Here is a 23,286-nt window from a genome sequence, read left to right as displayed (position 1 = left end):
CCCTGTTCCGTTTCCACGGCAAACCGTAGCTTTGATGTATGCCCCCTGCCGCCATGCCCTCCCTCTTGGAAGAACTGCACCAGCTTCTTCGGCACGACGCCCGCCTGGTCAGCGAGGGGACCTGGCGCAAAAACAAGCTGCAGGATTTGATCTGGCAACTCGATGCCGAGCTGCTGCGGCTACTGCGGAGCCATCCGCGCATTCGCGCACGATTTTTCCGGGAAGTCGACGGCGTATGTGTATTCGATCAGGCGGGCTTTCAGCAGATCGTGACCGGGAAGGATTTTCTGCCCGACAGCTATACCGCCTACAAGAACCAGCTGGGCCTCACGTCGGAGCAACGGTTTCTGTCGGCGAGCAAGGACGTTGTGTTGGCCTGGCCCTACAAAGATGGCGTGCTGGAAGGCGGCCAAACCCAAGCCGCCGATAAAACGGAGGAGCGATTCTGGCACGAAACCCTGGCTGCCGAAGAAATCGACTGGCTGCTGGCCCCCAAAGCGCTGCATCGGTTCCGACGCATCACGGCACACAAACAAGCCCCCGCCGAACGGCTTACCGCCGACGAACATCTGCTCATCAAAGGCAACAACCTCCTGACGCTCTGTACGCTGCGGGCACGCTACGCAGAAAAAGTCAAGCTGATCTACATCGATCCGCCCTACAATACCGGCAAGGATACCTTCGGTTACAACGACCGCTTCAGCCACGCGACCTGGCTCACGTTCATGAAAAACCGGCTGGAGGTGGCCCGCACGCTCCTCCGCCCCGACGGCGTGATGTTCATCTCCATCGACAGCCACGAACAAGCGTACCTGAAGGTGCTCTGCGACGAGCTTTTCGGGCGGGAACATTTCGTGGGTGAGATTGTCTGGGAAACGGCCACCGACAACAACGCGACGCAGATTTCGGTCGAGCACGAGTACGTCTTGTGCTACGCGAAAGACAAACGGCGGCAGGGTCCATGGAAAATTCAGTCAGAAAAGGCGCAACGCATTCAGCAGGAATACGAAACCTTGAAGCAACAACACCCCGGCGATTTAGCGGCGGTGGAGCGGGGACTCCGGCGCTGGCTTACGCAGATGCGCAAGTCCAAGGCCGTCGACTTGTCGGGCGTGGCGCACTACGCGTACGTAGACGAGAAGGGCGTCTTTTATCCCGGCAATTCGGCCAACACGCGACCGGGAGGCTATCACTACGATCTGCTGCACCCCACGACGGGCAAGGTCTGCAAACGGCCCACGAATGGCTACCGCTGGCCGGAAGCGACATTTCGGAAAGCTGATGGGCGGGGCGACGTGCTCTGGGGAGCCGACGAAACCACGATTCCCAAGATCAAAAAGCGGCTCGACACCGCAACGGAACTGCTGAAGGGCTATTTCTACGAAGACAACCGACGCTCGACGCAAGCACTGACGCAACTGATGGGTCGGAAGGCGTTCGCGAATCCCAAGTCGATCAACCTGCTGAAGAAACTTATCCGTTTTACGACTGGGGCCGGCGACCTGGTGCTCGACTTTTTTGCGGGCAGTGGCTCCACGGCGCAGGCCGTGCTGGAGGTGAACCGGGCAGAAGGCGCAAGGCGGCGGTTCATTCTCTGCGAACAGCTCGACTACATCGAAACCCTCACGTTGCCGCGCATCCAAAAAGCGCTGGGGGAAGATACGCTCGTCTACGCCGAGCTGGCGGGACTGAACCAACCGTTTGTGGAACAGATCCAGGCGGCGGGGGATCATGCAGCACTGCAAACCACTTGGGAAACGATGCGCGGCAAGGCCCGCCTCGACTGGCGACTGAATGCCGAAGCTTTGGAAACGGTAGCTGCCCAACTCACCACCTTCCCCCTACCCGAGGCCCGGCAATTGCTGCTCGATCTGCTGGACAAAAACCAGCTGTACGTGCCTCTCTCCGAGATGGCCGACACGGATTATGGCCTGACGGAAACCGATCAGCGGTTGAACGGCGCATACTAAAAACCATCCCAGCAGACACCTTTCCTACGACCTGTCTTGTCGCGGAGAAAGATCCCTGCCGGGATGGCGCAGAATAATGTCGATATGGTCAGACTTACGACTCTTGCAGGCTTTTCAGGTACTCAATGCTTTGCGGCACCTGCGTGTAAATGCGGTCGCTTTCGTCTTCGATGAAGTAGTGCTGAATGCCCAGCTTTTTCGCCTCTTCCAGAATGGGTTTCAGGTCGATTTCGCCTGTCCCTAGGGCCACGTCGTTGTTTTGGTCCGTGCCGCCCGAGAGGTCTTTCGGCGTGCCTTTCTTCAGATCTTTCACGTGCATCAGCTTCCAGCGGTCACCGTATTTTTTCAGCAACGCCACCGGATCGCCACCGCCAAAGTGCGTCCACAAAATGTCCATCTCAAACGATACATCTTCCGGATTGGTGTTTTCAATCAGGTAGTCCATCAGCGTGCCGTCTTCGTGCGACTGAAACTCGTAGCCGTGCACGTGGTAAGCGAACGTAACGCCGTTGTCTTTCAGAACTTTTCCAGCCTTGTTGAAATCCGCGACCGCCTTTTGGGCATTTTCCAGCGTAAACGTAGTGCCGTTATGCGGAATCCAGGCGCACATCACGTACTTGGCTCCTAGGGCTTTGGCTTTGTCAGCCACGGCCTGCGGGTCTTTCACCAGTTCGTCGTAGCCCGCGCCGGTCGACGGAATTGTAATGCCCCGCGCCTCGCAAAGCTGCCGAAACGCTTCGGGCGACAGGTCGCCGACCGGTCCGCCTTCCAGTTCGGTAAAGCCCATGCTCTGGATGGTATCGAGGGTTTGTTCGATGCCGTTCGGGAAACTGTTGCGAAACGTGTACGCCTGCACCCCGAACGGAAAGGTGTAAAGCGGATCGGACGTTTCTTCCATAGCGACCGTAGTCGAATCCTGCGTATCGCCGGTCGTCGTGGTTTCACTGCCGCAGGAGAAGAGAATGCAAAGGGACATCAGTCCGAGTACTTTTTTCATAAGGGAAGGTACTAGTTGATTTTCGTGGACAAATTGCTTACAAATTTCCTTTTTTCAACTGATCGGCCGCATAATTCGCCGCGCGGGCGGTCAGGGCCATAAAAGTCAGCGTCGGGTTTTGGGTCCCGGTCGAGGTCATGCAGGCCCCGTCGGTCACAAACACGTTCTTGCACTGGTGCAGTTGGTTGTGTTGGTTCAATAGTGAGGTTTTGGGATCGTGGCCCATCCGCACCCCGCCCATTTCGTGGATGTCGGAGCCGGGCGGCGAGTGCGAATCATCGGCCGAAATGTTGATGAAGCCTGCTTTTTCGAACATTTCCTTCGATTGCTCCATGTAGTCGGCCACCATCTTGTCGTCGTTGTCGCTCCACTCGCAGGAGATCACCAGTTGCGGAATGCCATACTTGTCGGTTAGGTCGGGATGGAGCCGCACGTGGTTCTTTTCCAGCGGCACGGTTTCGCCCATCATCCAGCTACTGACGCCCCAGAGGTTCCACTCCGGATGGAGCAGGTTGGTCCGCAGCTGGTCGCCAATCATGTCGGTGTCCGACCAGGTGCCCCGCCCGCCCCCGATGCCGATGGCGTAACCGCGCAGAAAGTCGGTCTCCTGTTTGTGAACGTTCCGGAAACGGGGGATGTAACTGTGCGTCGGACTGCGGCCTTCCGTCTTTTTGTCCAGAAAGCCCTCGTGCTGCGCGTGGGCGTGGCCCCGGTAATTGTGCCAGGCGATGTATTTGCCCAACAGGCCGCTGTCGTTGCCCAGCCCGTTCGGAAAGCGATTGGAAGTCGAATTCAGCAGGATGGCGTTGCTGTTCAGCGCCGAGGCGTTGACGAAGACAAGTTTGGCGTAGAAATTCATCGCTTCACCGCTCGTCGCGTCGATGATCCGCACGCCCGACGCGCGCTTTTTCTGCTCGTCGTAGAGCACCGAATGAACCACCGCGTGGGGCCGGATGGTCAGGCGACCCGTTTTCATCGCCCAAGGCAGCGTCGAGGCGTTGCTGCTGAAATACGCGCCGAAGTTGCAGCCCCGGTTGCACATGGTCTGGTGCTGGCACTTGCCCCGCCCCTGTTCGAGGTGAATCGCCTGCGGAGCGGTCAGGTGCGCACAGCGCGCCTTGATGAGGTGACGGTCTTGATAGTGCTTCGCGATGCTCTCGCGGAAATACTGTTCGATGCAACTCACCTCGAACGCCGGTTGGGTTTCGCTGTCAGGCAGCACGTCGAGCCCGTCGCGGTCGCCCGCGATGCCCGCGAATTTTTCCACGTGCGCGTACCACGGCTCCAGGTCCTTGTAGCGGATGGGCCAGTCGACCGCAAAGCCGTCGCGCGCCGGTCCTTCAAAATCGAGGTCGCTCCACCGCTGCGTTTGCCGCGCCCACAGCAGCGACTTGCCGCCGACGTGGTAGCCCCGGAACCAGCGGAAGGGCTTCTCGGCCACGAAGGGTTGCTCGTCGTCTTTCAGCGCCCAGTGCAGCGTCTCTTCCCGCAGGTAGCGCTGGTTCTGATAACCGACCCGTTTGTCGAGCGGCACCGTGCCGCGGAACTCGAACTGCCACGGCCCTTTCGAGGCGGTAGGATAATCTTTGATGTGTTGCACGTCGCGCCCCCGTTCCAGCACCAGGGTGTGGAGCCCTCGCTCGCAGAGTTCTTTCGCGGCCCAGCCGCCACTCGCGCCCGAGCCGATCACGATGGCGTCGTAGGTACGCGCCTTGACAGATGTGGTATTCAGGTAAGTCATGTTCGTTCAGGAGTTGACGTCAACACAGCCGTGGTAATACGTCGGGATCACCCGGTAGCCCAGGTACTTTACCATCACCTCTTCCGACGTAGTGAAACCGCGCATCGTCTCCGACTTCATCAGGTCAAAAAAGGCTTTTTCTTCTTCGTCCGCAGAAGCGGCCAGACGGTTCAGCAACGTCTCCCGCTGCGTCTGCGAGCACGCCGGAAAAGCCACTCCGTGCGCCTGGCGTGCGGCGGTATCGAGGGCGCGCAGTTGCGTTTTGAGGCTTGCCTGCACGTCGGCATCGTAGCATTGGGAAAAGAGTTTCGGCAGAAATTGATCTACCCCCACCGACAGCGCGCCGATCTCGTCACCGGCGGGCAGGATGGTATCGGCCACCGCGGCCAGAAGTTGGTGTTCGGTCGACGAAAAAACAGAAGCGGTGCCGGCGAGGTCGGTCGGTCGCCAGCGCATCGCCCAGGAGGGCAAGGTTGCCAGCCCACCGGAGGCCAGCAGCAGCGCTTGTAAAGCAGTACGACGGTTCATGGTGAATGTAGGTGTAAAAAATAAGAGGTGATGCAAAGGGGGTAATCTACGGCTATCCCCGACAAAAGGCAAATTAGCGACGCCAAGCCCGTACGGCGTTGCACAGGAGTCCGGAAGGGTTGAAAAAGGATAGAATTACGACGCAAAAGGACGCACGATTGCTGCGTTCCCAACACGGGCAAAACCTTTTGCGCAACACACGAGTTAAAGGGGAAAATGCCGTAGTACCTCTGTATGCGCCCACATTACCCCCTCATTTCCCTGCTGTTTCTTGTTGTATTGGCCCCCTGTTCCTTCGCCCAGACCGGCAAAATCACCGGCATGGTGCGCGACGCGCGGACACAAGAGCCGCTCATCGGCGTGGCCGTGGTGGTGAACGGGACGGACCAGGGCGGTGTCACCGACGTAGAGGGCTATTATACCCTCGACAACCTCACCCCGAAAACCTACAACGTCACGGCACAATACGTTGGCTACCGGACGCTGACCAAGTACGACGTGGTGGTGACGACGGGCAACACGCTGACGCTCAATTTCGATCTGGAAGAAGCCGCCAGCGAACTCGGCGAAGTGGTGGTGGAAGCCAGCCCGTTTCAGCGCCGCACCGAAACGCCGAACTCCATCCAGAGCTTGTCGACGCAGGAAATCAAGGCCTACCCCGGCGGGAATAACGACATTGCCAAGGTGGTGCAGTCGCTGCCGGGCGTCTCGGGTTCGGTTGGCTTTCGGAACGACATCATCATCCGGGGAGGAGCGCCGAACGAAAACGTGTACTACCTCGACGGCGTGGAGGTGCCCAACATCAACCACTTTGCCACGCAGGGCAGCGCGGGCGGACCGGTGGGCATGCTCAACGTCTCGTTCATCGACGACGTAACCCTCAGTACATCAGCCTTTCCGGCGCGCTACGACAATCCCCTCTCGGGCGTGTTGCAGTTTCGGCAACGGACGGGCAACCGCGAAAAGCGACAGGGCAGCCTCCGCCTCGGGGCCAGCGAGTTTGCCGGTACGCTGGAAGGACCGCTGATTCGGGGAAAAGAAAACACGACGTTTATCGTGTCGGTGCGGCGCTCGTACCTGCAACTTCTCTTCAAGTTGATCGACCTGCCGTTTCTGCCCGGCTACTGGGACTACCAGTACAAGATGACGCACAAGTTTGAGAACAACAAAGACGAAATCAGCCTGATTGGCCTGGGATCAATCGACCGGTTTACACTCAACATTCCGGAGGATGCGTCGCTGGAGCAACAGGCCATCCTGGACCAGATTCCGGTCTACCGGCAATGGACCAGCACCGTAGGCGCGACCTGGAAGCACCGCTTCGAGGACGGGTATTTCGACCTGACGCTCAGCGGCAATATCCTGAACAACGGGGCCGATAAGTTCGAGGACAACGACGAAGGCAACGAAGCACGGCGCCTGTTGAAACTGGAATCGGTCGAAGACGAAAACAAACTGCGTTTCAACTGGAACAAGTTTTCCGGTCCCTGGTCGTGGGCGTGGGGTGCATCGGTGCAACACGCACGGTACACCAACCAGTTCTACCAGGTCTTTAGCCGGGAGCCCCTGACCGAAGCCCGATTCGATTCGGAGATCCGTTTCTGGAAGGCAGGGGCGTACGGACAGGTGAGCCGCACGTTTTTCGAGCAACGGCTTGACGTCTCGCTCGGGTTACGCTCTGACGCCAACACCTTCACGGCGAGCGGGTTGAATCCCCTTTCCACCCTATCGCCCCGTTTGTCGGCCTCGTTTGCCCTCAGCGACCAGTGGCGCATCAACGGTTCCGTCGGGCGTTACTACAAACTGCCGCCTTACACCGTGCTGGGCTTTCGGAACAACGCCAACCAGTTAGTCAACCAGGACGTGCGCTACATCCGCTCCGATCACCTCGTGGCCGGGCTGGAATGGCTCCCCTGGAAATCGGGGCGGTTCACGCTGGAAGGCTTCTGGAAACGCTACGACCAGTACCCCGTCTCGGTCCTTGATTCCATTTCGCTGGCGAACCTGGGCGGCGATTTTGGCGTGCTGGGCAACGAAGACGTACGGGATGTGGGGCGCGGCCGGGCCTATGGCGTAGAGTTTCTCTACCAACAGAAGCTGATCCGCAACTTTTACGGGATTCTGGCTTATACGTACTACCACTCGGAATTTACCGGCTTCGACCGCGACCGCTACATTCCGTCGGCATGGGACCAGCGGCATCTCCTTTCGTTCACAGGGGGGTACAAATTTCCACGCAACTGGGAAGTCGGCGCGCGCTTCCGGGCGCAACGCGGCGCGCCTTATACGCCGTATAACACCGTCGCGTCGCTCCTGGCCTATCCGGTGCGCGGGCAGGGCCTCCCCGACTACACCCAAATCAACACGTTGCGCCTGAGCGGCTTCAGCGCGCTGGACCTCCGGGTCGATAAAAAATGGAATTTTGATCGCTGGTCGCTCGACCTGTACCTCGATATTCAGAATGCACTGGATGCCGAAAACCCGACGGCCCCGACCTTTACGCTGGAACGCAATCCTGACGGGTCGGTCCGTACCCGCTCCGGCCAGCCCTACCAACCGAACCAGCAGGCTTCCGACGCACCGGGTGGTGAGCTCGATGCCATTCCGGTCCTGTTGCCCAACTCCAGTGGGGCGCGTCTGCCGACCATCGGCCTGATCATAGAATTGTAAAAAGTGGGGCGACGCTACCGGGTGCTCGCCGCGGTGGGGGTCACGTTGATGTAGTAGCCACGCATCCGCAATGGCTGGCCATCCTCGCTCCAGGCGACCACGGCGCCGTGGCAAAACAGGTGAAAAACTGTGCCGTCTTTGTGCAGGTAACGACACGTATGGCTGTAGGGCATCATGCCGCGGGTGGTAATGTGCTGACGGTACACGGCCTTTGCACGCGTCCGGTCGTCGGGATGAATCAGGTGTTCCCACTTGGCGGGCTCCGTACCCAATTCGTGTAGTTGATAACCCAGAAGCGCCCGGAAACGGTGATCGTCGCAGCGCCACCGGTGCGCAATTTCCCAATCCCAGAATCCGACGAATGTGGTGTCGAACACCACGTCCGCGTTGACTACTGATTCAAAAACCAGACGTTTTTGTTCATCACGGACGTGTGGTTGTCCACTAATGAGCAGCGCTTCTTCTGTCGTCATACGCGTAAAGAGTTTAGGTATAAAGAGGTGTTAGGATTCGACCAGATGTCCCGTTTCTTGCGCGGTACTCCTCTGCAACGCCGCAACTGTTTCTCCCCACAGCGGGCGGGATTCGGAGGCACACGCCTGAGCCTGTGGCTCAGCTCCGATCCTGGCAAAGGACTATCGAACTAGAGGTAGTATTTTCTTACGAACACATCACAATATGGTTCCAATCGGAGCAATATTTAGACAAAAAGTTACGTAAAACCAAAATTCGGAGAAATGATTTTTTGTACTTCGCGCGCTGTAATTATCCTGGGGATACGTACGTTATGCGTTCCTGAAGCCTTTAGGTAGCATTTTAAAGCACTAATTCTCCATCAGAAGTATCGAAAATTTCTTAAAAAAATGTTTTTGAACGAACCTGAACTTACATCCTGGTCGACTGCCATTTCATCAACGCTGGCGATTAACTTAGCCACACGATGCGCTACCTCTTCTTTTTCCTCTCGCTTGTCACGTTTCTACCGCTGATGGCTCAACCTACTTCTTCTCCCCGCGCCCGGGAAGCCGGCGTCGACGTTGGCATTCTGCCGCCCGGTCCGCTCAACGCCATTACCGACGTGCGGGGCGTGCTCGTAGGGCACCAGACTGTCTGGCGAGGCGATTCCGTCCGGACGGGCGTCACGGTCATCAAACCGCACGCAGGCAACGTCTACCAACAGAAAGTTCCGGCGGCGATCCACCTGGGCAACGCATTTGGCAAACTGGCGGGCTCTACGCAACTGCAGGAACTGGGAAACCTGGAAACGCCCATTGCGCTGACCAACACGCTGAGTGTGGCGGCCGCCGTCCGGGGGTTGGTTAACTACACGCTGGCCCAACCGGGCAACGAAGCCGTGCGTTCGGTGAACGCGGTGGCGGGTGAAACCAACGACGGCTATCTGAACGACATTCGAGGCATGCATGTGCAGGAGCAAGACGTGCTGGCGGCGTTACAAGCTGCCAAAGCAGGACCAGTCGAAGAAGGTGCGGTCGGGGCGGGCACCGGCACGGTATGTTATGGATTCAAAGGCGGCATCGGCACAGCTTCGCGGAAATTGCCCGACGCGTTGGGAGGCTACACGGTTGGCGTGTTGGTACAGAGCAACTTCGGCGGCATCCTGACGATCAACGGCGCACCGGTCGGGCGGGAGCTGGACCAGTTCTGGTTGCAGCAGTTCACGAAAGAAACCGGCGACGGCTCGTGCATGATGATCGTCGCCACCGACGCTCCCCTCTCGCCCCGCAATTTGGAGCGCTTGGCGAAACGCGCACCGCTGGGACTGGCCCGCACGGGCTCGGTGATGAGCAACGGCTCGGGCGATTTTGTCATCGCCTTTTCAACCGCGTACCGCCTGCCCCACGACGGACCAATGCCCGCGGTGATGCTGGTCGGCAACGACGACATGAGTCCGCTGTTTCTGGCAGTGGTCGAAGCAACGGAAGAGGCGGTCTACAACTCGCTGTTCAAAGCCAAAACTGTGACCGGTCACAACGGCCGTACGGTAGAGGCACTGCCGATCGACCCAACCCTCGCCGTGCTGCGGCGCTACAACCTGTTGCACCTGCACAAGCGCCTGCCGGGCATCCCGCCACAAGGCACAAAAAAGTAGCCTCCCCGCCCCAGGACCGGAAGGCTACTTTCGCTTCACGCATGTGTATTACTTGCTCCAGTTCAGGGTCGCCGATTTGACATCGCGCGAATTCCCGCCGATGTGAATACCGAACGCGCCGGGCTCCCAGACGTACGCCAGGTCGCTGTTGTAGAACTTCAGGTGTTCGGGCGTCAGGGTGAACGTAACTTCTTTGCTTTGGCCCGGTTGCAACTGCACCTTTTGGAAGCCGATCAGTTCCTTCACCGCCCGCGTCACGCTGGCGACCGGATCGCTCAGGTACAATTGTACCGTCTCTTCACCGGCGTATTTTCCGGTGTTGCGCACCGTGACCGTCGCCGTAACCGACGTAGTGCCGCTCGGATTCGTGTTGCTCAATTTCACGTCCCCGTACTCGAACGTGGTATAGCTCAGGCCGTACCCGAACGGATAAAGCGGCTCGTTCGAGACGTCGAGGTAGCGCGACTGGAACTTGGTGAGCGGATCGCCCCCGAAAGGCCGGCCCGTGTTTTTGTGGTTGTAGTAAATCGGAATCTGCCCCACGTTGCGCGGAAACGTCGCCGTCAGTTTACCCGATGGATTGTAGTCACCGAACAGCACATCGGCCACCGCATGACCCACTTCCGTCCCGCCGAACCACGCTTCCACGATGGCCGGTACGTGCTCGTCTTCCCAAGTCAGCGTCAGCGGACGCCCGCTCATTACGACCAATACCACCGGCTTGCCGGTCGCTACCAGTTCGCGCAGCAGCTCCCGCTGGACCTCCGGAATACCGATCTCCGAACGGCTCGCCGCTTCGCCCGACATTTCTTGCGCCTCGCCCAATACAGCCACGACCACGTCGGCTTGCCGGGCGGTAGCGACGGCTTCCCGGCGCATTTCCTCAGCCGAGCGCGGATCGACATCGACCAAGTCGCGGAATGCCGCGAGTCGTTTCAGGAGCATCGTGTCGCTCGTGATGTTCGCGCCTTTGGCGTACCGAATGGTGACGTCACCGGCGACGTCCTTAATCCCCTGTTCGATCGAAACGGCCTCCTTCCAGTCGCCCGCGATGTTCCAGGTGCCCAGCATGTTTTTCTGGTCGCTCGCCAGCGGTCCGATCAGCGCCACGGTACCGGATTTTTTCAGCGGCAACAGTTGGTCCTCGTTTTTCAGGAGCACCATCGAGTGGGCCGCCGCCTCACGTGCTAGGGCTCGGTGTTCGGCGGTCAGAATTTCGCGGCCGGGCCGTTTCGTGTCGAAGTAGCGGTACGGATCGTCGAACAGCCCGAGTTTGTACTTCATTTCCAACACCTTCCGGCAGGCCGCATCGATCTGCTGTTCGGTGATTTTTCCTTCTTTCAGCGATTGCTGCAATGTGGTCAGAAAGCCTTCGCCGACCATATCCATGTCGACACCCGCCGCCAACGCCCGCGCCGACACTTCCTGCAAGTCGCCCAGACCGTGCGCGATCATCTCGTTAATGCCGGTATAATCCGTCACCACCAACCCGTCGAAGCCCCACTGATCGCGCAGCAGATCCGTCAGGAGCCATTGGTTGGCCGTGGCCGGTACGCCGTCGATTTCGTTGAATGAACTCATGATGCTGCCCACACCCGCGTCGATGGCGGCTTTGTAGGGCGGCAGGTAGTACTGGTACATTTTGATCCGGCTCATGTCGACCGTATTGTAGTCGCGGCCCGCTTCGGCGGCCCCGTACAGCGCAAAGTGCTTCACGCAGGCCATCAGTGTGTGATCGTTGGTGAGGTCCGTCCCCTGGTAACCGCGCACCATTGCCTTCGCGATTTTGGAACCTAGGAACGGATCTTCGCCCGAGCCCTCGGAGATGCGGCCCCACCGCGGGTCGCGCGAAATGTCAACCATCGGTGAAAAGGCCCATTGCAGCCCGTCGGCGGTGGCCTCGGTGGCGGCCATGCGGGCGGTGCGTTCGATCAGCGTCGTATCCCACGAACAGGACAGCCCCAGCGGAATCGGCACGATGGTTTTGTGTCCGTGAATCACGTCCAGCCCGAACAGCAGCGGAATGTGCAGGCGTGAATTTTTGACGGCGATTTCCTGGGCTTTGCGCACGTCGGCGGGGCCGTAAATGCCGAAAATGCCCCCGACGGCTCCGTTGCGGATTTTGGCATCGACCCCTTCGGAAACGACCGCGCCGGTCAGCGTCGCACCACCCGGCGTCACCAGGTTCAGCTGGCCGATCTTCTCTTCCAGGGTCATTTTCTTCATCAATTTGGTAACGTAGGCGTCCATTTTCTGATTTTGTGCCTGCGCCACAGCGGCCGCACACCACAGAAGACAGAGCCCGAAATAACGTAGTTTCATGAATCGATATAGGTTTGGGAGGTTTGGGTTTGAAGAATAGTGTCGTACTGCAAAGACGCGCCACTACTTAAGTCGTGGTGCAAACCTTTGCTTCGCTAAAATACGGAAGAGCGTCTGCCCGGGATGTCTTCTTACGCGGACTTTCGGAGAATGGCCCGGAATGCACGACCTGACGGGGCTGTCGGCAACTGAACCGTTCATTTTCCAGCCTGACCTTGCATTTTTTCGTTTTTGCCCCGTTCTTCCCGGAATTCGGATGCGAGAAGTGTTGCAAAAAGTAAACGTGTCTCCTGAATTGTCTGACCGTGTTTTTTGACCAACCTGCACAGACGACAGCAAACCGCTTCTTCATGTTAAAGCGGTTTTCTATCTTACAGCCCGAATTTATTTTCTACCCATACCTTCAATTTTCATGCACCGCCACTCCATTTTTTCGCTGGCACTTGGTCTTATTTTTTCGCTGTTTGCCACCACCGCACTGAGCGCTCCCCCCAAATCGGAGTTCTACGAACTGAAAGTGTATCACTTCAAAGATGCCACTCAGGAAAAGAGCATCGATCAGTTTCTGAAAGATTCTTACCTGCCTGCCCTGCATCGCGCCGGCATTGCCCACGTGGGGGTATTCAAACCCCTGGCGAACGATACGGCCACCGACAAGCGGGTCTACGTGCTGATTCCGTTTCAGTCGCTCGACAAGTTTGCGGCGTTGCCCCAAACCCTGAACAAAGACAAGGCTTTTCAGAACAGCGGGCAGGCGTACCTGAGCGCTGCATACAACCAACCGCCGTACCAGCGCATGGAGTCGATTCTGATGCGCGCCTTTACGGGCATGCCCCAGATGGCACTGCCGCAACTGACGTCGGCGACGCAGCAACGTGTTTATGAACTTCGCAGCTACGAAGGCCCGACCGAAAAGCTGTATGCCAACAAAGTGGACATGTTCAACAAGGGCGACGAAGTGGGTCTGTTCAAGCGCCTGGGCTTCAACGCGGTGTTTTACGCCGAAGTGCTGGCAGGCAGCCACATGCCCAACCTGATGTACATGACGACGTTCGAAAATATGGAAGAGCGGGACAAACACTGGAAAGCCTTCGGGGAAGATCCGGCCTGGGTTAAATTGAAGTCCATGCCCGAGTACCAGAACAACGTTTCGCACGCGGACATTTTTATGCTGCGCCCGACCGCTTACTCGGACATTTAGCCGCGCCCGGCTCTGCCGCACGGGGGCCGTTGACGGACCGGTGGTGTCTGGTTAGCTTTGTTCAGACCAGAGTGCGGCGTTTCTCATGCCGTGGTCTTCACCCGACTCCACGCTAGCGTCTCCGAACCTCACCGATGCAGGAAACGATTGTATTCTACGCGGCAGCTTACCAGCAACTGGCCTCCATCAGTGCCGTGCTCGGCGGGCTTGCGTTCACGGCGGCGGCCGCGCTGCTGGCCACCGGTGCGGGCATGAACGCTCCCAATGCACTCAACCCACCTGCCAAGATCACCATCGTAACGGCGGTGGTCAGTGCGGTGGGGCTGATTGTCGCGGCCCTGATGTGGTCCCTGATGGCGGCCGACTTAAGCCGACTGGCCATCCGTCCTGACGAGACAGCCGCGGCTCGGATCACAAACCTGAACTGGCTTCCCTCGTTGGCCATGCTGCTGGGCGCAGTACTGTTTTTCGCAAGCATCGGCGCAAGTGGGTGGATTGCTTCCCGAAAACTCGGCTGGGTCACAAGCGTAGCCGGTGGTTTGGGCGTGGTGGCTGTGGTGTTGATGATCCTGCTCTTCAGTAACTAGTCGGACCTGATTCACGATCTCCCTATATATCCATGAAAACCCAATACTACACCGCGACCAGCATTAACGGTTACATCGCCGACGGCAACCATTCGCTCGAATGGCTCTTTCAGTTCGGCGAGATCGACAGCATGAAAGACCACTACCCGCAGTTTTTCGGCAACGTGGGCGCAATGGCCATGGGTTCTACGACCTACGAATGGGTCTATGCGTACGAGAATTTGCGCGAGCATCCGGAAAAGTGGTCTTACAACGTGCCGACCTGGGTATTCAGCCGTCGGGAATTGCCCACCGTCCCCGGGGCGGACATCCGCTTTGTGCAGGGCGACGTAACGCCGATTCACGCCGAAATGGTCAGGGCCGCACAGGGCAAAAACGTATGGATTGTGGGCGGGGGCGATCTGGCCGGTCAGTTTCACGACCAGGGCCTGCTGGACGAGCTCATTATCAGCATTGCGTCCGTCATGCTGGACGGCGGTGCTCCTCTGTTGCCGCGTCGCATCACCACACCGCCGCTTCAACTCATTGACGTTCAACAGCACGGAAGCGCCTTTGCGATCTTAACGTACGCGGTTTCTAAAACGGCCTGACAGTCCCGAAAGATCCCGGTCTAACGCCTCTCCCAATCCGCCTGGCGTTGCCATAGGAGCACACCTTTAGCCTAAAAGATGCCGACTGCATCGGAGATTCTTTTGGTAAAGGCACCCCGATGGATCGCACGCTGACCACGATCCGCGAACCGGATCAGGCATAGAAGTGCTAAAAAGGGTTTAGTAAAGGACGATTCTACTGTTTCCGGTCCTACGAGCAGAAGCCTTTTGTATTCCGCTCCGATTCGTCCCATTTTCAGAGAGGTTCGTCACATTTTCCCCACAGCCGTTTTTCCTTCCTTTAGGTTTGGTGCATGATCTTTCTCCGCATGATCGTGATGACCACCTCCTGGAAATACAGCCTAGCGCTGACGGCCCTTCTGGTCGGGGCGCTGCTGCGGGTGAGCACGGCCCCCTCTGCCGAACACGTGCCCCCCGCCCGGCAGGCAGCGTCTTTTTCAGCTACGCGGGGGGGCTGGCCGCTGTTTGTTTGCTTCCCCCACAGTTACGTTCGCACGTCGCACACCCGCGCACTTCCTGAAAAAGCGCTTTCGGAGACCCACAAAAATTTAGCATATTGATTTCTGACCGCTCGTCTTATGTCTACGTATACCCATCGCTTCACGCACTTCTTTTCGGCCGATCGGCTGAAAGTTCTTTCCAAAAACTGGGGAGAGCCGCAAACCGTGGCCCACATCCGGCGCACGGAACTGAGTCTGGGCATTTTGTTCCTGGTCACCCAGTTGGTGCGTTCGTACCAGAAAGCCCTGGATGCCCACCAGTCGCTGTTTCAGAAAGTGCTGATCGAAGCACCCGAACAGGTCGATTTTTACCTGAGTCGTTACAGTTATTTCTGGAACGGCTTTTTGCCCGCACTTTTTTTCTGGGTCACCCTGATGGGGGCGTGGTGGGCCATGCATTACTACATCGTGCCGACCCTGGTCGAACGCCAACACGCCTACCGGGCATTTCTGGTGGCGACGGGCGTGGTGGGGTGGCTGCTGCTGGGTACGGCTGCCAGTGCGCTGTTTGATAAAAATGCGTACTGGAACGATCAGCAACTGTCTGTGGAAGTGTGGGATGTGACCTTTTTTCAGGCGCTAGACCGCATAGCGATCATCCTCGTGACGGTGGTGCTCTACGAACTGATCGCCCAACTCCTCTACGGGCTGCATCGGCTGGTGGGGCGCCGTACCAAGAAGGAGTCCCGCCGCAACATGTTTCAGCAGCTCATCGCAGCGTTGTTCTTCTGGGCCGGCTTGCTGTTGGCTTTCCTGGGCGACATGCCCCTGTTGCCGCCGCTCGCCATCGGGTTGATTGCGTTTTCGTTACCGGCCTGGTTCCTTTGCTACCTGATTCTTCTGTACGGCATCTTGCCGCGCGTCGAAATTGAACAGCGGTGGCTGTGGCTGGTGATCTACTGCCTGCCCATCACGCTACTGATCAACTTCCTGGGGGCCGTCTTTTTCTCGGAGGTCAACGACGTCCACAGCAACCTGGCGGCCATCTGGATGCTGCACTGGGCCGTGTCGGTGTCGGTCGTGGTGGTGATCGCCTGGCTGGCGTACGGGCGGCGGCTCGAACAACTGGCCCTGATGCAGGAAGTGGCGCAGGGCTCTGCGGAGTTGTCTTCGCTGAAAGCACAACTTAATCCGCATTTTCTGTTCAATGCGCTCAACACCCTCTACGCCTCCGCCATTCAGGAAGAGAGCGAACGGACGGCCGAAGGCATTCAGAAGCTGGGCGACATGATGCGCTTCATGCTGCACGACAACGAACAAGACCGCGTGACGCTGGCCCGCGAACTGGAATACCTCAACCACTACATCGAGTTGCAAAAACTACGAATCGGCGAACATCCGCAAATCGACATCCAGTTGCAGTTGCCCGAAACGGAGTGCCACGAACCGATTGCCCCGATGCTGCTGATGCCCTTCGTCGAAAACGCGTTCAAACACGGCATCAGCCTGCAACGCCCTTCGTGGATCTATGTGGAGCTGACCTGCGCGCCCAAATGCATCCGGTTGATCGTACAGAACAGTTGCCACGAACGGTGCAAAGCGGACGATCCGGCCCGGATGGACCCCGAACGCGAAGCCTCGGGGGTAGGACTGGACAACGTAAAAAAACGTTTGCAACTGCTCTATCCTGACCGGCATACGCTCGACATTCACCAGACACGACGGGAATTTTCCGTCCACCTCGAACTGCGCACCAAATGAAAGCCATTGCCCTCGACGACGAGCCACAGGCCCTGGAAATCATCCGAGCCTTTGCCGCCAAAGTTCCGTTTCTGACGCTGGAAGCGGCTTTTACCAATGCTTTTTCGGCGATGGATCACCTACGGCAAGCGCCCGCGGATCTGCTGTTTCTGGACATCAAGATGCCCGATATTTCGGGGCTGGATTTTCTGCGGAGCCTGCCCCAACGTCCGCTGGTCATTTTTACCACGGCTTATTCTGAACACGCCGTTACCAGCTACGACCTCGACGCCGTCGATTACCTGCTGAAGCCCTTCGCCCTCAGCCGGTTTCTGAAGGCCTGCCACAAAGCCGAAGCCCTGTACCAGCTACGCCACCCCACAGCCACGCACGTGTTTGTGAAGAGCGGCTACGAACAGATCCGCGTCGAACTGGACGAAATTCTTTACCTGGAAGGAGCCGGAAACTACGTGGTGTTTGTCCTGACCGAGCACCGGAAGATTGCCTCCCGCCTCACGATGCAGGAAGCCCTGGAACTGTTACCGACCGACCAGTTTGTGCGGATTCATCGCTCGTACGTGGTGGCCTGCGACAAAATTGATCGCCTCGACCGGCACGACGTCCAGGTCGGCACTCAGGTGTTGCCCATCGGTGCCAATTTTCGGGAAGAGTTGCTGACGCAGGTGGGCAAGTGATTCGGTGTCCATAAAAAAAGCCGGCTACAGGTTAGCCGGCTTTCCATTTTCTGTCGCACAAGGGTTATGGCACGTGTTTGTCAAAAAAACTGGCGACTTCTTTGTTCCATTTCTCCAACACTCTGGAGCGCTCCTTGTTCAGTTGCTCGTTGGTGGCGTTGAATTTCCCAATGGCCGCATTCATCTCTTCAACGGCCTTGTTGTACTGGTCGACGTCAGCCTGCGTACGGGCGCTGGCTTTCTTCCGCTCAAACGCCGCTTTCACTTTTTCGAACGTCTCCTGTTTCAGGTAAAAATCGGTGATTACCGGCATTTTATCGCGCGCCTCGACCTGCAAAAACTGCAACACGTCGCGACACGACTGTTTGAGCGCCACGTCGCCCTGAAACGCATTGATTGACTGTAGCTTGGTCAGGCCTTCGCTTGCATAGTTCTGCACGGCATTTTTGTTCTGTTCGACGGCATTCAGGTCCTGACTCTCGAGGGCTTCCAGCATAAAAGCTTCCTGCTTGTGACTCTTGAAAAAAATCAGAAACACTGAGTTGTAGTACGCGTACACTTTGCTGGCTTGCTTCAACTTCTCACTCCGCTTGCTGGTGTCGTCCACCAGGTTGATGTTATGGGCCGACGCGAACTGTTTCTGGTCCGCAGACATCTTCTCCCAGGCGGTATTGAGCTTGGCATTGGCCTGATCTTTTGCCATCAGGTACGCTTCCATCAGGTCGTACGACTGTTCCGCGATTTCTTCCATGTCGACGATCTTGGCATAGTCCTCGTTCATCACCAGGTAGCTCATCTTCAGGTAGTCGGCCAGTGAGTTGCGCAGGCTGACGTCGCCTTCGAAAGCCGACATTTTACTAATTCGCTTTTGCGCATCAGCAATCGTGTTAACCACTTCCATCCGGCGTTTCTCGGCGGCCCGGGCCCGTTTGCTGTGCGATGCGATCTTCACATAACTCCACATGTCTTTGGTGATCACTTCGTGCGACTCCGCCATGTAGGCCATGTATTCACCGGCGCTTTTGAAGCTCTGGGCTCTGCCGTTCCCGGAAAGCGCCAGGAAAACCAGGAGGAGTAAAAAGTATCCGTTTCGAATCATTTGATTTATTTATTGGATTGTAGTTCAATGAAGTCAAGAAGCACCTGATAGGCTTCTGTGAGGTAGGCGTCGTGGCGCAGATCGTCGACCACCGCCTGGTTCAGTTCCTGACGATGCGTATCCATCTGCAGGAGTTCTTGTTCGTAGCGATCTGCTTCAACCTCAAACAGCGTAGTGGGCCGCCGACCGCAGGTTTCGAGCTGGTTGATCAATTGTTGCGCATGCGCTTCCGCCTTCTGAAAATGTGACAACTCGAGCGGAATGGCGGTTTCCTGCGAAAAACGGCGGGCGAGCAGTTGCCCGGCTTCGTCTGCACGGGTAAACACCGTATCGTGCTCCACTCGCTTGTGGCTGCGCTCGCGCAACGTTTCGCGTGGCAACGCCGCGCCCGGCTGGTAGTACACCTTCTTGTCGACGTGCCCGAACGAGAGCGCATGCGCCTCGTCTTTTTCGCTCATGGGCAGGTAACTGTACAGATCGGGCAGCACCACGTCCGGTGCGACACCCCGCTGCTGGTGGCTGTTTCCGGTGATTCGGTATAGTTGGTCGATGGTCACTTTGACGAAGCCCATCGGGGCGTGGGGCACGTCGGGTAGCGGTAAGATCGTTTGTGCGGAGGCTTTGCCATAGGTCGTTTGCCCGACGATGAGGGCCCGGTTATAATCCTGAAGGGCCGCCGCCAGCAATTCCGAAGCCGAAGCGCTAAACCGATTCACCAACACCAGAAGAGGTCCGTCGTAAATCGTCCCCCGGTTCACGTCCTTGAGTAGATACGGTTTTTGGTCGCGGTCCTGCAGTATGCTCAGCGGGCCTACGTCGATGAAGATGCCAGCCAACGCCTGGGCCTCCTGCAACGAGCCACCGCCGTTAAAACGCAGGTCGAGGATCAGCCCGGTGATTTGTTCTTTTTTGAGCTTAAGAATGGCTTTGGCCACATCGTTGGCACATCCCAATTGGGTCGGGGAGTCAAATTCTGTGTAGAAGTCGGGCAAGGAGATGTAGCCGATCTTCTGCGGTCCGTGCAACACAAAGCTCTTGATCACACTTTCTTCTACCTCCAGCTTGATTTTTATTAGTTTGACGTGCGTCAGCTGCCCGCCGGCATTGCGTACCGTGATGTCCAGCCGGTCGGCGAGGGTGGACTGCATCTGCTGGTTCAACGCCTCCGCGGTCAGGCAAACCGGATCGACCACGTCTTTGCCCAGTTGCACCTCCAGCACCACATCGCCCTTGTGCAGTTCATTCGATTTCCAGGCGGGTCCACCCGGCATCAACTGCGCCACCTGTATCTCTCCGTTCGGCCCTTCTTCCACCTCGAAACCGAACGTATAGGCCTCGCGCGACAACGAGGCTTCAAATCCCTCTTTATCGGCACCCGAAAAAAAGGCGGTGTGTGGATCGTATTGATTGGCAACGGCATTTAAAAACAGCGAGGCGACGTGCGTATCGAGGCCTTCGGGTGGGTAGAGCAACTTCTGAAATTTGCAGTGTTCCTGCGCTCGCACCAGTTCGCGCATCTCCTGCTCCCGCTTGGCAAACGAAGCGAGCGTAGGGTCACGTTCTGCCAGACGGCTGCCGATGCGGTAGCGCAGTACTTTCTGCCACAGTTTTTGGTGAACTTGCTCGTTTTCAGGACGGTACGAGCTGCGGTGTCCCAGAAGCGTCAGCGTATCGGGCTGCGCATACGGTAACGGACGCGCCAGCATCGCTTGGACCAGCGAGTCGGTTTGCAGGAGCCGCGTTTCGTACAGGGCGGTAGCCTTCTTGAGAAACTCTTCATTCCCCGTCTGCAACGCGTCGTCCAGCTGGAGGCGGTACGGCACGAGCGATTGCAGGCATTGGTCCGAAAAGTAGAGCCCCTGCGGATCGAGCGCGTCCAGAAAAGCGTCGTATAACTGGGCAGAAAAAGAGTCGTCGCGCGTGCGGGGCTGACAGTGCGTTTCCTCAAGGACCTGCACCAGCACCTTCGCCTGTTGGCCGTAATGCTGGGCTTGTGCCTCAAAAATGACGACCAACAAACTCAGGTAAAAAAGGAACGTTCTTCTCATGTGCAGAAACAGCGGTTGATGGTTCGAAAGTGAGGACATCAACACAGGCTGTAGTTTATTGCAGACACGAATTAATTACAATACCGTCTCAAATACAAGCAATTTTTGGCAGGAAAGTCACTCACTCTAGGCAATAAATTTTAGTCCAATACTTCAACGGAGCAACCAGGCAACGCTCCGGCTCAAAAAAGTCATCAGGAAGGGCGGGGCACTCGGCAGAAAACCTCAAACGAAGCGCGCATTACTCACCTAGCACAGGGATTGCCCCGCAAGAAAAAAGGAAGTTCAGCCACCCTGCGTTTGAGCAAGGGGCTGAACTTCCTTATACATAGACATAGCTGTTACGCCTTTCGGGCAGAGCCGCCGTCCGACATCTCGTCGCGCGACACCTGGAGATGCGTTTCAATCAGAGGCAACGTCGTGGCGGCCAGGGTTTTTAACGTTTCGTCCTGCGCTTTCGATTGCACCTTGCTCATGGTCTTCTGCAACAGTTCGTGGCCCCGTACACCGATTTCCTGCAAGTAGGTGTGGTTGAGCCGGGCACCGGAAAGGCCCTGCAACTTCTCTACCTGTTTGGTGACTTTGGGGTCCGGTGCGTCCGGCAGGGTTACGTTTTTCGCCTGGGCGATCTCTTTCAGCTTTTTGCTCAGGCCCGTCTGCTCTTCAATTTCCGCGTTGCAGATGGCGCGTACGTCTTCGTCGGTCAGTTTGCTGACGACGGCCCGGCTGGCTTCCAGCTGCATCATGCCGCCCATCGCAATTTCCAGCAGAAGTTTCTGGTCGTCGGCCGTGAGGGCGCCGGCACTGGCATCAAGGTCAGCCACTTTGGCGAAGGCTTCCTGGTTAATGTCCTGAAATTCGGAAGCGTCCATCTTTCCGATCTTCCCGTCTTTGGCAAACGCGAACCGGGAAAGCAGAGGAGCACTGGCCACCGCCAGCGCACTGGTGAGGATAAATTGTCGGCGTTTCATAAAATTAAAAAGTGAGGGTTTATGTTGCGGCACCTCGCTGGCAACACCAGCGGGCACCGCTTCAGGTACGCAGCGCGCCCCACCGAAGTTGCTCTTTTTGAGTGCATTACGCACCCATCTCGGAAAAATTTAGTGGGATACTGCGTTCCCTCACGGCCGACTGTCTACCCGCCAAGCGCCGGGCGCTTTTACCGCATCGGATTCGGGAAGACGGGCAGGCTTTCGTGCCCCGCCGCATCGACCGACTGCACGGCGAAGAAGTAGTTGTCCTTCGAGTAATCAAGTGTGTCTTCCGTCCCGGTTACGTAAAACTTCTGCTCCCAAAACGGACTGGTTGTTTCCCGCATCAAGACGTAATACCCGGCGGGGGCTTTGCCTTCCGGTGCTTCCCAGCGGAGGGTCGTACGGTTGGTCAGGTTGGCCGTGACGATGCCGACCTGTTGCGGCGCGCCGGGGGCCGACGCCAGGTTGGCCAGCGTCGCCAGGTTCATGCGTGCGACTTTCTGCGTGTAGTCGTAGTCGACGAAGTCGGGCAGGTCGCCGTAATCGACGCCCTCTTCGGTGCGGATGTCCTGGTGCTGCCGGGTAAAGTCTTCGTTCATCTCCGTAACGCGCACCGCCGCAAAACCTTCGCGGGAAAACGGCGTGTGGTCGCCCCCGCGCAGGTAACGGTCGCGCCGGTAGATCAGCTTCACGTCGAGTTGCGGCACGTAGCGCTCGCCCACCTCTTTCATGTACCGCGCCACTTCGCGGGCGGGGCTGTCGTTCTCCCCTCCGACCGACGTCCGGATGCGTGCCGATTCTTCGGTTTCAGCGGCGGGCACACCTTCGCTGAACACGCGTACGCTGCGGTTGTCTTTCAGACCCGTCTCCATGCCGTACGAGTTCCCTACAATGTCGTTCGTGATCATGGCATCGACGTGCCAACCCTCTTCGCGGGCGCGCTCGGCCAGGTGCGTCGCGCCGTAGAGGCCTTGTTCTTCCCCTACCATCGCTACAAAAATGATGGTCGCCGGAAACGAACGCTGGCTCATCACACGGGCCAGTTCCATCGCCACGGCCGTTCCTGAGGCGTCGTCGTTGGCGCCGGGTGCTTCGATTTTGGCGTCCATCACATCGCTGGCACGGGAGTCGTAGTGACCGGAAACGATGTAGATGCGCGGGTCGTTAGGATCGGTACCTTTCAACGTCGCCAGTACGTTCTTTAACGTCGTCGGCTGCGGGACGCGTCGTCCGTCGGCGGGCTGCACAAACGCGTCGTACGTTACCTGCAAACGCCCGTTCGAGGCGGTGGCATAGCGTTCCATCTCGGATTTGATCCAGGCGCGGGCCGCGCCAATGCCCCGTTTTTTGCTGGTGGTGTCGCTCAGCGTATGGCGCGTACCGAAACTGACCAGCTTCCTAACAATGGCCTCGATGTTTTCGGCCGAGACGTCCTCTACCATTTTCTGAATGGCGGGATCTTGCCGGACAATCGCCGTTTGTGCATAGCCTGAAAACGAAAGGAAGAGCAACAAGAGGGAGAAAAAGTGCTTCATAAAAAATTAGCGATGAAC

The 23,286-nt window shown here is 57.7% G+C and carries 18 protein-coding genes; 9 read left to right on the top strand and 9 right to left on the bottom strand.

Annotation, left to right across the window (positions count from 1 at the left end; all coding sequences use genetic code 11):
• The first annotated feature begins 38 nt into the window (after positions 1–38).
• A complete protein-coding gene (locus tag BLR44_RS05590; protein WP_089680102.1) occupies positions 39–1,970 on the top strand; it encodes a DNA methyltransferase in 1,932 nt (643 codons plus the stop codon).
• 94 nt (positions 1,971–2,064) lie between these two features.
• Here the strand turns inward: BLR44_RS05590 and BLR44_RS05585 are convergent, their stop codons facing one another.
• Genes BLR44_RS05585 through BLR44_RS05575 form a run of 3 tightly spaced genes read right to left on the bottom strand, consistent with a single transcriptional unit; the run spans position 2,065 to position 5,236 of the window.
• Entirely contained in the window at positions 2,065–2,967 is a 903-nt protein-coding gene (locus BLR44_RS05585; RefSeq protein ID WP_089680099.1) for a sugar phosphate isomerase/epimerase family protein, read from the bottom strand.
• 37 nt (positions 2,968–3,004) lie between these two features.
• Positions 3,005–4,708, bottom strand: coding sequence for a GMC oxidoreductase (locus BLR44_RS05580; RefSeq protein ID WP_089680097.1), 1,704 nt, complete (start codon positions 4,706–4,708; stop codon positions 3,005–3,007).
• A 6-nt stretch (positions 4,709–4,714) separates the two neighbouring features.
• Complete coding sequence (locus BLR44_RS05575) at positions 4,715–5,236, bottom strand: gluconate 2-dehydrogenase subunit 3 family protein (protein ID WP_089680095.1); 522 nt, start codon at positions 5,234–5,236, stop codon at positions 4,715–4,717.
• 234 nt (positions 5,237–5,470) lie between these two features.
• Here BLR44_RS05575 and BLR44_RS05570 point away from each other — a divergent pair, with 234 nt between their 5' ends.
• Positions 5,471–7,906, top strand: coding sequence for a TonB-dependent receptor (locus tag BLR44_RS05570; RefSeq protein ID WP_089680093.1), 2,436 nt, complete (start codon positions 5,471–5,473; stop codon positions 7,904–7,906).
• A 14-nt stretch (positions 7,907–7,920) separates the two neighbouring features.
• Here the strand turns inward: BLR44_RS05570 and BLR44_RS05565 are convergent, their stop codons facing one another.
• The gene (locus BLR44_RS05565) at positions 7,921–8,379 is read right to left on the bottom strand and encodes a PAS domain-containing protein (protein WP_089680092.1); all 459 of its coding nucleotides are present in this window, start codon (positions 8,377–8,379) and stop codon (positions 7,921–7,923) included.
• Between the two features lie 467 nt (positions 8,380–8,846).
• Between BLR44_RS05565 and BLR44_RS05560 the strand changes: the two genes are divergently transcribed.
• Positions 8,847–10,016 (top strand): DmpA family aminopeptidase, encoded by a 1,170-nt coding sequence (locus BLR44_RS05560; RefSeq protein ID WP_089680090.1) that lies wholly within the window; start codon positions 8,847–8,849, stop codon positions 10,014–10,016.
• 48 nt (positions 10,017–10,064) lie between these two features.
• On the opposite strand, the gene bglX is transcribed toward BLR44_RS05560, so the two are convergent.
• Positions 10,065–12,338 (bottom strand): beta-glucosidase BglX, encoded by a 2,274-nt coding sequence (gene bglX / locus BLR44_RS05555; protein ID WP_089680087.1) that lies wholly within the window; start codon positions 12,336–12,338, stop codon positions 10,065–10,067.
• Positions 12,339–12,750: 412 nt separating this feature from the next.
• On the opposite strand from bglX, the gene BLR44_RS05550 reads away from it, so the two are divergent.
• The 6 genes from BLR44_RS05550 (at position 12,751) to BLR44_RS05525 (ending at position 17,612) form a co-directional block, all read left to right on the top strand.
• Positions 12,751–13,539: an NIPSNAP family protein gene (locus BLR44_RS05550; protein ID WP_089680085.1), complete on the top strand. Its 789-nt coding sequence runs from the start codon at positions 12,751–12,753 to the stop codon at positions 13,537–13,539.
• Positions 13,540–13,673: 134 nt separating this feature from the next.
• On the top strand, positions 13,674–14,126 hold the full coding sequence (locus tag BLR44_RS05545; protein ID WP_089680083.1) for a hypothetical protein: 453 nt from the start codon (positions 13,674–13,676) through the stop codon (positions 14,124–14,126).
• A gap of 32 nt (positions 14,127–14,158) precedes the next feature.
• Positions 14,159–14,716, top strand: coding sequence for a dihydrofolate reductase family protein (locus tag BLR44_RS05540; protein WP_089680082.1), 558 nt, complete (start codon positions 14,159–14,161; stop codon positions 14,714–14,716).
• 314 nt (positions 14,717–15,030) lie between these two features.
• Positions 15,031–15,297 (top strand): hypothetical protein, encoded by a 267-nt coding sequence (locus BLR44_RS05535; RefSeq protein ID WP_089680080.1) that lies wholly within the window; start codon positions 15,031–15,033, stop codon positions 15,295–15,297.
• Between the two features lie 18 nt (positions 15,298–15,315).
• Complete coding sequence (locus BLR44_RS05530; RefSeq protein WP_218127016.1) at positions 15,316–16,938, top strand: sensor histidine kinase; 1,623 nt, start codon at positions 15,316–15,318, stop codon at positions 16,936–16,938.
• Positions 16,935–17,612: a LytR/AlgR family response regulator transcription factor gene (locus tag BLR44_RS05525; protein ID WP_089680077.1), complete on the top strand. Its 678-nt coding sequence runs from the start codon at positions 16,935–16,937 to the stop codon at positions 17,610–17,612. The genes BLR44_RS05530 and BLR44_RS05525 overlap by 4 nt, the downstream gene beginning before the upstream one ends.
• A 64-nt stretch (positions 17,613–17,676) precedes the next feature.
• Here BLR44_RS05525 and BLR44_RS05520 read toward each other — a convergent pair whose 3' ends face one another.
• From BLR44_RS05520 to BLR44_RS05505, 4 genes are all read right to left on the bottom strand, one after another.
• Positions 17,677–18,711, bottom strand: coding sequence for an LIC11966 family surface protein (locus tag BLR44_RS05520; RefSeq protein ID WP_089680075.1), 1,035 nt, complete (start codon positions 18,709–18,711; stop codon positions 17,677–17,679).
• Positions 18,712–18,716: 5 nt separating this feature from the next.
• Positions 18,717–20,759, bottom strand: a complete 2,043-nt coding sequence (locus BLR44_RS05515; protein WP_176955905.1) for a carboxy terminal-processing peptidase — start codon at positions 20,757–20,759, stop codon at positions 18,717–18,719.
• 341 nt (positions 20,760–21,100) lie between these two features.
• Positions 21,101–21,730 carry a DUF4142 domain-containing protein gene (locus BLR44_RS05510; protein ID WP_089680072.1) on the bottom strand — a complete coding sequence of 210 codons (630 nt, stop codon included), beginning with the start codon at positions 21,728–21,730 and terminating at the stop codon, positions 21,101–21,103.
• 188 nt (positions 21,731–21,918) lie between these two features.
• Complete coding sequence (locus tag BLR44_RS05505; RefSeq protein ID WP_089680070.1) at positions 21,919–23,268, bottom strand: M20/M25/M40 family metallo-hydrolase; 1,350 nt, start codon at positions 23,266–23,268, stop codon at positions 21,919–21,921.
• Positions 23,269–23,286 lie beyond the last annotated feature (18 nt).

This window comes from Catalinimonas alkaloidigena (genome assembly GCF_900100765.1).
Classification (GTDB): domain Bacteria; phylum Bacteroidota; class Bacteroidia; order Cytophagales; family Flexibacteraceae; genus Mooreia; species Mooreia alkaloidigena.
Note: the sequence above shows the minus strand (reverse complement) of the source record. Positions and strands in the feature narration are given on the sequence as shown.